At 40.5% G+C, this 12,828-nt stretch carries 8 protein-coding genes and 2 rRNA genes; 6 read left to right on the top strand and 4 right to left on the bottom strand.

All coding sequences use genetic code 11. The annotated features are described in order from the left end of the window. Window positions 1-51: 51 nt before the first annotated feature. Both emrA and emrB read left to right on the top strand, forming a co-directional pair. Window positions 52-1,227: a multidrug efflux MFS transporter periplasmic adaptor subunit EmrA gene (gene emrA / locus AACV01_RS11345; RefSeq protein WP_004252255.1), complete on the top strand. Its 1,176-nt coding sequence runs from the start codon at window positions 52-54 to the stop codon at window positions 1,225-1,227. Window positions 1,228-1,244: 17 nt separating this feature from the next. Next, window positions 1,245-2,762 carry a multidrug efflux MFS transporter permease subunit EmrB gene (gene emrB / locus AACV01_RS11340; protein ID WP_004247419.1) on the top strand — a complete coding sequence of 506 codons (1,518 nt, stop codon included), beginning with the start codon at window positions 1,245-1,247 and terminating at the stop codon, window positions 2,760-2,762. A 107-nt stretch (window positions 2,763-2,869) separates the two neighbouring features. Here emrB and AACV01_RS11335 read toward each other — a convergent pair whose 3' ends face one another. Next, window positions 2,870-3,973, bottom strand: a complete 1,104-nt coding sequence (locus AACV01_RS11335; protein ID WP_004252256.1) for a tRNA/rRNA methyltransferase — start codon at window positions 3,971-3,973, stop codon at window positions 2,870-2,872. 174 nt (window positions 3,974-4,147) lie between these two features. Continuing rightward, window positions 4,148-5,212, bottom strand: a complete 1,065-nt coding sequence (locus AACV01_RS11330) for a hypothetical protein (protein WP_161682931.1) — start codon at window positions 5,210-5,212, stop codon at window positions 4,148-4,150. A gap of 137 nt (window positions 5,213-5,349) precedes the next feature. On the opposite strand from AACV01_RS11330, the gene AACV01_RS11325 reads away from it, so the two are divergent. From AACV01_RS11325 to AACV01_RS11310, 4 genes are all read left to right on the top strand, one after another. After that, window positions 5,350-6,033, top strand: coding sequence for a tRNA-uridine aminocarboxypropyltransferase (locus tag AACV01_RS11325; protein WP_004247414.1), 684 nt, complete (start codon window positions 5,350-5,352; stop codon window positions 6,031-6,033). A 44-nt stretch (window positions 6,034-6,077) separates the two neighbouring features. Next, a complete protein-coding gene (locus tag AACV01_RS11320) occupies window positions 6,078-8,738 on the top strand; it encodes a bifunctional acetate--CoA ligase family protein/GNAT family N-acetyltransferase (RefSeq protein WP_004247413.1) in 2,661 nt (886 codons plus the stop codon). A gap of 188 nt (window positions 8,739-8,926) precedes the next feature. Then, complete coding sequence (pssA, locus tag AACV01_RS11315) at window positions 8,927-10,285, top strand: CDP-diacylglycerol--serine O-phosphatidyltransferase (RefSeq protein WP_004246096.1); 1,359 nt, start codon at window positions 8,927-8,929, stop codon at window positions 10,283-10,285. 147 nt (window positions 10,286-10,432) lie between these two features. Then, window positions 10,433-10,780 carry a YfiM family lipoprotein gene (locus AACV01_RS11310; RefSeq protein WP_012367575.1) on the top strand — a complete coding sequence of 116 codons (348 nt, stop codon included), beginning with the start codon at window positions 10,433-10,435 and terminating at the stop codon, window positions 10,778-10,780. Window positions 10,781-10,873: 93 nt separating this feature from the next. On the opposite strand, the gene rrf is transcribed toward AACV01_RS11310, so the two are convergent. Both rrf and AACV01_RS11300 read right to left on the bottom strand, forming a co-directional pair. Further along, window positions 10,874-10,989 (bottom strand): 5S ribosomal RNA (gene rrf, locus AACV01_RS11305). Window positions 10,990-11,106: 117 nt separating this feature from the next. Further along, window positions 11,107-12,828, bottom strand: a 23S ribosomal RNA gene (locus tag AACV01_RS11300); the annotation flags it as partial.

Below are 12,828 nucleotides of genomic sequence, written 5' to 3'. Positions count from 1 at the left end.
TATTCTGGAAACATATATAATGCTTTTTTCTGGTTTATGGAGATCTTCTAAATGAGTGTAAATGAGGAAAAAAATCCACCTCAGGCTCCCATTCGCAATAAAAAACGAACTCGCCGAAATGTTTTATTGCTACTGACTTTTATCTTTATTCTCGCGGGGCTCGCTTATACCGCTTACTGGTTTATGGTTCTTAGACATCATGAAACCACAGATAATGCCTACGTAACAGGCAATCAAATTATGGTTATGCCACAAATTTCAGGCTCGGTAACCACTGTCTATGTGGACAATACAGACTACGTAAAAGCAGGTGAACCGCTAGTCCAATTAGATGATAGTGATGAAATACTTGCATTAGATAAAGCAAAAACCGCTTTAGCAAATAGTGTCCGTCAAATGCATCAGCAAATCATCAATGGTCGTCAATTAAAAGCGAATATTGTTTTACGTGAAACTGAATTGGCAAAATTGCAAAATGATCTGCGTCGTAGAGAAGTATTAGGCGAGCGAAATGTCATTGGAAAAGAAGAACTCCAACATGCAAGAGAAGCTGTTGCCACGGCAAAAGCGGCATTAGATGTAGCAAAAGAGCAATATAATGCTAATCAAGCCATTATCTTAACCACGCCTATTGCACAACAACCTTCTGTATTACAAGCTGCAACAGAAGTACGTAATGCATGGCTAGCTTTACAACGAACAAAAATACTAAGTCCTGCTGAAGGTTATGTCTCACGTCGTAGCGTTCAAGTTGGTGCACAAGTTGCACCGGGTAAACCGTTAATGGCCGTCGTACCTGTCACAGGTATGTGGATAGACGCTAACTTTAAAGAGACGCAACTGGCCAATATGCGTATCGGACAGCCCGCGAAAATAACCACTGATTTTTATGGTAAAAAAGTTATTTACCATGGTCGTGTACAGGGATTAGATATGGGAACAGGCAGTGCATTCTCACTATTACCGGCACAAAATGCCAGTGGTAACTGGATAAAAGTAGTTCAGCGCTTGCCGGTACGTATTTCCCTTGATGAAAAAGAAGTTGCAGAAAAACCGCTACGTATTGGTTTATCCACTGAAGTGACTGTGGATACCGTTAATCTTGATGGAAAAGTATTATCACAGAGCGAACGTCAAGCACCGGCTTATCATACTGATGCACTCACTATTGATATGTCAGAAATCAATTCATTGATTAATGAAATCATTGAACAAAATGCAGGATGATAAAGCGAGGTGTAAAGGTGATTAAAGAACCCTTACAAGGAGGAAAACTTGCTATAATGACCATCGCACTTGCGCTGGCCACTTTTATGCAAGTTCTCGATTCAACAATCGCTAACGTAGCCATCCCGACAATAGCGGGTAACTTAGGTGCATCAAATTCTCAAGGCACTTGGGTTATTACCTCATTTGGTGTTGCAAATGCTATCTCAATTCCTATTACTGGCTGGCTGGCAAAACGTATTGGTGAAGTACGCCTCTTTATGTGGTCAACAGCACTATTTGCCTTAACATCATGGCTGTGTGGTATTTCTCAAAGTTTAGAAATGCTGATCTTTTTCCGTGTACTCCAAGGTTTAGTCGCAGGCCCTTTAATTCCGTTATCACAAAGTTTGCTATTGAATAACTATCCACCAGCAAAACGCAATATGGCATTAGCGTTATGGTCGGTTACCATTGTCGTTGCACCTATTTTAGGCCCTATTTTAGGTGGCTATATCAGTGATAATTACCATTGGGGATGGATCTTCTTTATTAACGTACCTTTTGGTGTGTTAATTATTATGTGCATCTCAAATACATTAGCGGGTCGCGAAACCAAAACGGAAATTAAACCAATAGATACCATTGGTCTCGTACTATTGGTGGTTGGTGTTGGTGCACTACAGATCATGCTTGATCAAGGTAAAGAGCTGGATTGGTTTAATTCAACTGAAATAATTGTACTTACTATTATTGCTGTAGTGGCGTTAAGTTTCTTAATTGTGTGGGAGTTAACTGACGAACACCCTGTTATTGATCTTTCTCTGTTTAAAAGTCGCAATTTCACTATTGGCTGTTTAACCCTTAGTCTCGCTTATATGATCTATTTCGGTACTATTGTGTTGCTCCCTCTCCTGTTGCAAGAAGTCTTTGGTTATACCGCAACATGGGCGGGTTTAGCTGCAGCCTCTGTTGGTTTATTACCGCTGATCATTACACCAATCATCGGAAAATTTGGTGGAAAAGTCGACTTACGCTATATCATTAGCTTTAGCTTTATTATGTTTGCGGTATGTTTTTATTGGCGAGCTTATACTTTTGAACCTGGAATGGATTTTGCCACAGTTGCTTGGCCACAATTCTGGCAAGGTTTAGGTGTAGCATGTTTCTTTATGCCATTAACCACGATGACCTTATCGGGATTACCTCCGGAGAAAATGGCCTCGGCATCCAGTTTATCTAATTTTTTAAGAACCTTAGCGGGTGCAATTGGCGCGTCATTAACGACAACAATTTGGACACAAAGGGAGTCATTACATCATGAAACCTTTGTTGAAAAAATTAATCCACTCGATCCCGATGCACAATTGGCTTTTCAACAGATGAGAGAATTGGGGCTTTCTGATGAACAAACCTCAGCTTATTTAGCTAAAACAATCACTGAACAAGGTCTGATTATTTCAGCGAATGAAATTTTCTGGCTAGCGGCAGGAATATTCATTTTAATGCTGGTGGTTGTTTGGTTTGCTAAACCGCCATTCTCACCGGGTAAATAGCCATTAATGAATTGATTAGTTAATTAAAGAAAAATCCCGCTGAACATGGTGAACTGACTGCAGTTCATTATTCAGCGGGATTTTTAAATCATCTAACAATTAAATAATTAGCCGTGATGTTGACGCCACCATTCAGCCAATAACACGCCAGAAGCCACAGAGACATTTAAGCTTTCAATATGGCCTGTACCACCAATATAAATGCTCATATCCCCTTGCTTTAACGTGCTATCACTTAAGCCATCCTTCTCTTGACCTAAGATTAATACCATTTTTTCAGGTAATTGAGCTTTTGCTAGCGGCACACTTCCTTTGTGACTTGAGGTTGTCACTAAGGTATAGCCAGCCTGTTTAAACTGCTCTAATGTCTGAGCAAAATTATCAGCATCAATTCCTTGAATATACTCGGCACCACCTTCTGCGGTACGCACTGCTGCACCAGATTCTAACACTGATGAGTCAGGAGAAATGACGCCTTTCACACCAAAATGAGCACAGCTACGCATAATAGCACCGACATTATGTGGATTACCCACATCTTCAAGCGCTAAGACACAATCTTTTGTTGGTGCATCTTTTAAATAGGTTTGTGCATCATGACCAACACGTTTTTTGATTAAGAAACAAACGCCACCATGATGATCCGTACGCGCCGCTTTAACCATCTCTTCTTCTTCAACAACATGGTAAGCTTTACGATTTGCCGCCATCCATTTTAACGCTTCACGAAAACGAGGTGTTACTTCTTGTAAGAACCAAGCTCGAACAATGGCTTCTGGACGGTTTTTAAACATAGCCTGACAAGCATTTTCACCATAGATACGCGTCTCTTCTAAACGCTGACGGCGAAGCTGTTCTGGATCTATTTGGCTTTTCCCGGTAATTCCATCATGCTCTTTTAATGGCTCATCTCCAGGACGAGAAATCGTTTTCCATGGAGAATAATTACCACCTTCACTATTGTTATCACGTGAGGAGCTTGCTCCACTGCGTGATGGATTACGTCCTGAAGACTTACCTGCACCACGTTCATCACGACGAGAAAATTTGTTATCACCGCGTTTATCATCACGACGATGACTACGGTCAGTATCACCACGAGCATTATTAGGGCGGCGGGATGGTTTTTTAGGTTTATTATCGGCACTGTCCTCACTGCGGACATACATCACTTTTACTTTGCCGTTTTTACCTTCATAAGAATCGTTCATTAGTCTCTCCAACTGCAATAGGGGCGCAGATTACATGATAGTTTAGCAACTGTCACCGAGAGAATCACGCAGAGTAAGAGATAAACCTATATCAAAAAACACTCTCTTTAAAAATAAAATTTGATTTAGCTTTTTATTAATAATAAATAGCTTTTATATCAATAACTAAGAGAGCTATTCATCATTAGATTTAACAATACAAAAAAGTGTATCCATGATCAATTTTTTCCTAAAATTATGATTAAATGTGGTTTGCTCACCACAACTTAGGTTTAGAAAGTCTTTTCCTGTTTTTTGTAATACTGTTTCTATCGTGGATGTTAAATCATCTTCTTTTTCATGATTAAATTTATTCCATTCATTATGTAAACTATCAATATAATTAAGCGCCAAAAGACCACATCCATTAGGTACATTTTTTTGTAGATTATATTCTATATTGACAGTATTAAATCCTTTTTCTTCTAGTTCAATTAATAAGTTATGACGTTCATCTTTTTCTTTTTTGCTTGAGGGCAATGAATCACATAAAAAACAGCTATCTTTATAAGTCAATAACGCAACCCAATGGTTATTATTGACTAAAACCACATAATTTTTTAACTCCGCGGATCCTTTGCTATTTTCTATTTTTTTAAGTATTGATTCATAGGAACCAATATCACACTGATAGGGTTGAAATGACGCCCAAGACTCTAATTCAGATGAAGATATATATCGATTATTATTACTTACGCTTTCATTACTATTGGCCAATACGCTATCATTACATTTTATATTTAAATAATTATCAACCGCTGAGATAAAAACATTCTCCCCTTTTCCCTGTTGTCTAGCAATCGCTTCCTCACAAGCCATTGCACTTAATAAAGGTCGTTCTTTAAAATACTCTTGATCCTCTTTTATTTTTATTTCATAGAGTAATTTGACTAATTCTTTAATATCTTCTCTTATCGAGTTGTTTAATTTTGGATAAATCAAGTAGAGCTGATTAGTTGCATATAAGCTTATTTTTATATCATCATGAAACATGATGTTTACTAAATAATCTAAATCTATTGAGCTTCCATTCCTAACTGCATCAGCGAGTTTATTTATTTGATTTTTGGCAGTCTCAAGATTAACATCCACTCTACTATTATTAATGACCTGAGTATCAAAGATATTAAATAGGTTTTTTATTTCATTATCTGTAATACTATTTTCATTATTATAAAAAAGGATTTGTGTTACCTTCATAAGTCACCAAAATTTATTAAATAATAATAATCCTACCACTATACGGTAAATAAACTTTCATAAAAAACAACTGATAGTAGACCTTTGGGGATCATGGTAATATTCATTCCTTTATTTATGATTGTGGTCTTTCTGTTATGCATGACAATGCGGTTTCTCGACTTCGTCAATATCGAGTTTCTATCTCTACACGCCCATATAAAGCCAGGGGCTTTCGTGTTAAACGATGCACTTTTTGTTTATTACCTGAAAAACAGTGTCTGTGTGACACCATCATTCATCAAACCGCGAAAAGCCGTTTTTGTTTAATGATGTACGATACAGAAGTGATGAAACCAAGTAATACAGGAAAATTAATTGCCGATGTTTTACCCGATACACTTGCCTTTTTATGGTCACGTACCGAGCCTGAAAAAGCCTTACTTGATGCAATTAATGATCCGCATCGACAAGCTTATGTCGTCTTCCCAGACAGCTATGCTTCTCCTTCGCGAAAAGTTTATCACCAGTTACCTGCAAACAGTAAGCCACCGCTATTTATCTTACTAGACGGCACTTGGACAGAGGCGAGAAAAATGTTTCGTAAAAGCCCCTACCTTGATGCATTACCACTGTTTTCAATTAATGAAGCCAGTAAATGTGACTACATGCTCCGTCAAGCAGCAAGAGAAGAGCAACATTGTACCGCTGAAGTTGCCGCTTCTATTTTAGCCAATGTCGGCGATGATTTAGCGTCACAACAGCTTTTTTCTCATTTTAGTTACTTTCGTCAACAATATTTAATTGGAAAACCAGACAGACGTCAGGCAAAAGAAGAGTAAATCAGCTACATTGAATACAGTTTATCATAAACTTAGGAGTTGATATGAGCCAGCGAGGCCTTGAAGCACTATTACGTCCTAAATCAATTGCGGTGATTGGCGCCTCTGACAAAGTAGGCAGAGCAGGAACCACAATGATGAAAAACTTACTCAGTGGTGGGTTTAATGGGCCAGTCTTTCCAGTCAATCCGACTCGCAATTCTGTTTCTGGTGTTTTTACTTATCCTTCTATTGATAAACTCCCCCAAGTACCAGACTTGGCAATTATCTGTACTCATCATCGCCGCAATCTTGAACTTCTTGAGCAATTAGGTCAATCAGGCTGTAAAGCCGTGATTGTTCTTTCAGCACAATCAGAACAATTTCAAGCTATTAAGACACTCTGCCAGCAATACCATATTCGCTTGTTAGGTCCAAATAGTTTAGGTTTATTAGCCCCTTGGCAAGGCTTAAATGCCAGCTTTTCACCCCTTCCTGTAAAAAAAGGCAAATTGGCATTTATCTCACAATCAGCAGCAGTAGCTAACACCATCCTAGATTGGGCGTATTACCGCAATATTGGCTTTTCCTATTTTATTGCATTAGGTGATAACCAAGATATCCAAGTTGATGATTTACTGGATTTTCTAGCAAGAGATAGTAAAACCAGTGCAATATTACTGCATTTAGAGCATATTCATGATGCAAGGCGCTTTATGTCTGCCTCACGTAGTGCATCACGCAATAAGCCAATACTAGTTATAAAAAGTGGTCGAACACAAAAAGCCCAATTACTCTTAGGCGATACGCCAAGTTATGATGTAGCTTATGATGCAGCCTTCCAACGCGCAGGACTGTTACGCGTACAAGATACTCATGAGATGTTTTCAGCGGTTGAAACCCTCAGTTATATGACGCCATTAAAAGGCGAGAAACTGATGATCATCAGCAATGGTTCAGCTCCTGCGGCAATGGCCGTAGATGAATTATTTTTACAGTCAGGCAAATTAGCACAATTATCTGCTGATACTCAGCAACAATTGCAAGCCATTGTGCAAGACACATCTGCTATTCGTAATCCGCTTAATTTAGGTGATGATACCACGGTAGAGCGCTATATTAGGGCAGTGAATTGTCTATTAGATAGCCATGATCATGATGCATTACTCTTAATTCATACACCAAGTGCTATTGCACCAAGTATTGAAACAGCACAAAAAGTTATTGAAGCAATTAATAAGCACCCCAGAAGAAAATGGCTCACTCTATTTACTAATTGGGGAGGCGAATATTCATCTCAACAATCACGTAAATTATTTAGTGAAGCGGGTATTCCTACTTATCGCACTCCTGAAGGTGCAATTACCGCTTTTATGCATATGGTGGAGTACCGCAGAAACCAAAAACAACTAAAGGAAACGCCGGCATTACCTTTAGAAATAAAAATGAATACCCAGCAAGCCCATCGCTGTATTGAAGAAGCTCTCGACAAAAAACAGTATCGCCTTGATACACACCAAGTCCAGCCCATTATGGAAGCCTATGGCTTTAATACTTTACCGACTTGGATTGCTCATAATGCACAAGAAGCGGTCAGTATTGCAGAAAAAATAGGTTATCCGGTCGCGCTGAAATTACGCTCTCCTGATATACCTCATAAATCGGAAGTTCAGGGGGTTATGTTATACTTAAGAGACAGCAATGAAGTTGAATCGGCTGCACATGCCATTATCGAGCGGGTAAGCGAGCTTTACCCACAAGCGAAAATTCAAGGACTATTAGTACAAAGTATGGCAAACCGTGCAGGCTCCCAAGAGCTACGTGTTGCGATTGAACAAGACCCCATCTTTGGCCCACTAATTCTATTAGGAGAAGGAGGCGTTGAGTGGCAAATCGAAACAAAAGCTGCCGTTGCTTTGCCACCACTTAATATGGCGCTAGCTCGTTATCTGGTTATTAATGCAATAAAAAGTGGCAAGCTCCAACCTAGAAGTGCATTACAACCACTGAATATCCTAAGCTTAAGCCATTTTTTGGTGCAAGTTTCACACTTACTATTAGATTGTCCACAAATTGTCAGGCTCGACATACATCCGTTGTTAGTATCGGGTAATGATTTCACTTTGTTAGACGTGGCTATGGAGCTGTCACCAATCGAAGGCGATCCTCATCAAAAACTTTCTATTCGCCCGTATCCCAATGAATTAGAAGAAACTTTCTTTTTAAGAGATAGCAAACCTTGTTTTATTCGACCTATTTTGCCTGAAGATGAACCTCTACTAAAAACCTTTATTAATCAAGTGACCAAAGAAGATCTCTATTATCGCTATTTTAGTGAGATCAGCGAATTTACCCATGACGATCTCGCTAATATGACACAAATTGATTACGATCGTGAGATGGCTTTTGTCGCCATTCGCCACCCTCACGATGATCCAGAAATTATTGGTGTTGCTCGAGCTATGGCAGATCCTGATAATCAACAGGCTGAATTTGCTATTCTGGTACGCTCTGATTTAAAAGGTAATACACTGGGTCACCAATTAATGATGAAATTAATCAACTATACTAAGGCGCATGGCATCAAACGGTTAACTGCCATTACCATGCCTGAAAATCGTAATATGATAAGTCTTGCTAAAAAATTAGGGTTTTCTGTGGAAGTACAGTTTGATGAAGGAATAGTCAATCTCAACTTGCTTCTTGATCCTCTCAGTGATGTATAGTGATAAAATCGCGAATAGAAAATTTCTGAATGTGATTATTCACACATCCTAAGAGAAATTCACTCTATAAGATGATTTTATGCGTACATCCTATATAACTAATGTTATGATCAGAAGATCGGTTACAGAATTTTTTACATAGAAGATGACTCTTTTAGTCATCATAAACAAGAGAAATAAGCACTGTGATGTTGTCTAAACTAAAACTTGCTAAGCATCAACAACACCTTGCACAACTGCCTAAATTAGCTCAGTCAGTTGCTGATGTTGAAACGCTTTATCAGACATCCGCGTTTCGCAGCACCTTATTGAAATATATCGCGCAAGCTCAAAAAGAGATTTTTATTACCGCACTCTATCTAGAACATGATGAAGCGGGCGAGGAGATCCTTGAAGCACTTTATACCGCAAAACAGCAACGTCCTGAACTTTCCATCACCGTTATTGTTGATTGGCATCGTGCTCAACGCGGTCGTATAGGTGTCTCTGCTGATGCAACAAATGCAGATTGGTATCATAAAGTTGCACAACAGCATCCTGATGTTGACGTCCCTATTTATGGTATTCCTGTTAATACACGTGAAGCATTAGGCGTATTACATCTAAAAGGGTTTATCTTTGATGATACGGTTATTTACAGTGGTGCAAGTATTAATAACGTCTATTTGCATAAACTTGATAAATACCGTTATGACAGATATCACATCATTCATAATGCTGAACTCGCAAACACAATGAAGCAATTCATTGTCGATAGCCTTTTGCAATCAGATGCTATTCAACGTCTTGATTCAGAAGAGAGAGTGCGTTGTGCAGAAATTAAAAATTGTATCCGTCAATTCCGCTTTAATTTACGCACACATGATGGTTACGATATAAAAGGAAATGCCTCAAATAATCAGTTAACAGTGACTCCATTAGTCGGCTTAGGCAAGAAAAATATCTTGAATAAGACTATCTCCCACCTCATGGCCGTGACTGAAGAAAAGTTGGTTATTTGTACACCTTATTTTAATTTACCTGCTATTTTGGTGCGCCAAATTAGTCATTTACTGAGAAATGGTAAACAGGTTGAGATTATTATTGGTGATAAAACGGCAAATGACTTTTATATTCCGCCAGAAGAGCCCTTTAAAATAATCGGTGCTTTGCCTTATTTGTATGAGATTAATCTTCGTAAATTCACCCAACGTTTCCAACGTTTTATTGATAATGACCAATTAACAGTAAGGCTTTGGAAAGACGGTGATAATACCTATCATTTAAAAGGCATGTGGGTTGATGATGAGTGGCAATTGATTACAGGTAATAATCTAAACCCTCGAGCTTGGGGATTAGATCTTGAAAATGCCATCTTAATTCACGATCCACATCATGAATTACATGAACAACGCCATAAAGAGTTAGCTTGTATCAGAGAAAAAACACTGATTGTTAAAAGCTATCAACAATTAGAGAGTATTAAATTTTACCCTCTAAAAGTGAAAAAATTAATTAAACGCTTACGGCGTATCCGTGTTGATAGACTAATTAGTCGTATACTCTAATTTAACTATACTGCTAAGCTCTATTTATAAGCCTTACTTAAAATAAGTAAGGCTTTTTTGTCGCTATAATCCACTATACTTCAACTTATTAAGATTTAAGCTTAACTATCTAGCGATCAAGATATAGTAATAAGGCGTGGATATTATATGAAACTAAAGCGTAATAGCTTCTATCTGATAGTTTTACTTTCACTCGTCACGTTAAATGGTTGTCAATCCTTTCATGTTGCCAATGATAATTGGCAAGGAAAAGATAAAGCACAGCATTTTTTATTTTCTATGGTAGCCTCCGCAGGAGCTAATGCTTACGCAGATCATCAGAACTATTCTTATCGAGAAGGATTAGTTATTGGCTTATCCTTTTCAATAAGTTTAGGCGTCGCTAAAGAGCTTTATGATAGTCGACCACAAGGTACGGGATGGAGCTGGCATGATTTTGCTTATGATGTGGCAGGAGCAGCTGCTGGCAGTTTACTCTATCAGCAATTGAAATAACTCTTTTCCTTAGTTAAAGGATAAAATTGAGAATAAAAAATATCAAATGCAAAAAAGCCAACCCATTGGGTTGGCTTTCTCGTCTTATTTAATGCTTGGCAGTTCCCTACTCTCACATGGGGAGACCCCACACTACCATCGGCGCTACGGCGTTTCACTTCTGAGTTCGGCATGGGATCAGGTGGGACCACCGCGCTATGGCCACCAAGCAAATTCGGTTTTAATTACCCGTTATCTTCTGTTATCACAGTCTATAACCAGTAATTCAATCTTGAACAAGCTGACTTCATCGTTTCGTCTCTCTGACAAAACACTTTCGGTGTTGTCAGGTTAAGCCTCACGGTTCATTAGTACTGGTTAGCTCAACGTATCGCTACGCTTACACACCCAGCCTATCAACGTCTTAGTCTTAAACGTTCCTTTAGGTCGCTTAAAGCGACAGGGAAGACTCATCTCGAGGCAAGTTTCCCGCTTAGATGCTTTCAGCGGTTATCTCTTCCGCACTTAGCTACCGGGCAATGCCATTGGCATGACAACCCGAACACCAGTGGTGCGTTCACTCCGGTCCTCTCGTACTAGGAGCAACCCCTCTCAATCTTCCAACGCCCACGGCAGATAGGGACCGAACTGTCTCACGACGTTCTAAACCCAGCTCGCGTACCACTTTAAATGGCGAACAGCCATACCCTTGGGACCTACTTCAGCCCCAGGATGTGATGAGCCGACATCGAGGTGCCAAACACCGCCGTCGATATGAACTCTTGGGCGGTATCAGCCTGTTATCCCCGGAGTACCTTTTATCCGTTGAGCGATGGCCCTTCCATTCAGAACCACCGGATCACTAAGACCTACTTTCGTACCTGCTCGAGCCGTCACTCTCGCAGTCAAGCTGGCTTATGCCTTTGCACTAACCGCATGATGTCCGACCATGCTTAGCCAACCTTCGTGCTCCTCCGTTACTCTTTAGGAGGAGACCGCCCCAGTCAAACTACCCACCAGACACGGTCCCCGACCCAGTTTATGGGCCTAGGTTAGAACATCAAACGTTAAAGGGTGGTATTTCAAGGTTGGCTCCATGCAGACTGGCGTCCACACTTCAAAGCCTCCCACCTATCCTACACATCAAGGCTCAATGTTCAGTGTCAAGCTATAGTAAAGGTTCACGGGGTCTTTCCGTCTTGCCGCGGGTACACTGCATCTTCACAGCGAGTTCAATTTCACTGAGTCTCGGGTGGAGACAGCCTGGCCATCATTACGCCATTCGTGCAGGTCGGAACTTACCCGACAAGGAATTTCGCTACCTTAGGACCGTTATAGTTACGGCCGCCGTTTACTGGGGCTTCGATCAGGAGCTTCGCTTGCGCTAACCCCATCAATTAACCTTCCAGCACCGGGCAGGCGTCACACCGTATACGTCCACTTTCGTGTTTGCACAGTGCTGTGTTTTTAATAAACAGTTGCAGCCAGCTGGTATCTTCGACTGGCTTCAGCGCCGTCCGCGAGGGACTTTACCTACCGCCAGCGTGCCTTCTCCCGAAGTTACGGCACCATTTTGCCTAGTTCCTTCACCCGAGTTCTCTCAAGCGCCTGAGTATTCTCTACCTGACCACCTGTGTCGGTTTGGGGTACGATTGTTGGTAACCTGAAGCTTAGAGGCTTTTCCTGGAAGCGGGGCATCAATTGCTTCACCACCTTGGTGGTTCGTCATCACATCTCAGCATTAAGTGACCGGATTTGCCTAATCACTCTGCCTACCTGCTTGAACCGGGACGACCGTCGCCCGGACAACCTAGCCTTCTCCGTTCCCCCATCGCAGTTACCACCAGTACGGGAATATTAACCCGTTTCCCATCGACTACGCTTTTCAGCCTCGCCTTAGGGGTCGACTCACCCTGCCCCGATTAACGTTGGACAGGAACCCTTGGTCTTCCGGCGTGCGGGTTTTTCACCCGCATTATCGTTACTTATGTCAGCATTCGCACTTCTGATACCTCCAGCATACCTCACAGTACACCTTCGCAGGCTTACAGAACGCTCCCCTACCCAAC

The sequence above is a fragment of the Proteus sp. G2609 genome (assembly GCF_963896135.1).
Lineage (GTDB): Bacteria > Pseudomonadota > Gammaproteobacteria > Enterobacterales > Enterobacteriaceae > Proteus > Proteus mirabilis.
This window is presented reverse-complemented; position numbering and strand designations above follow the sequence as displayed.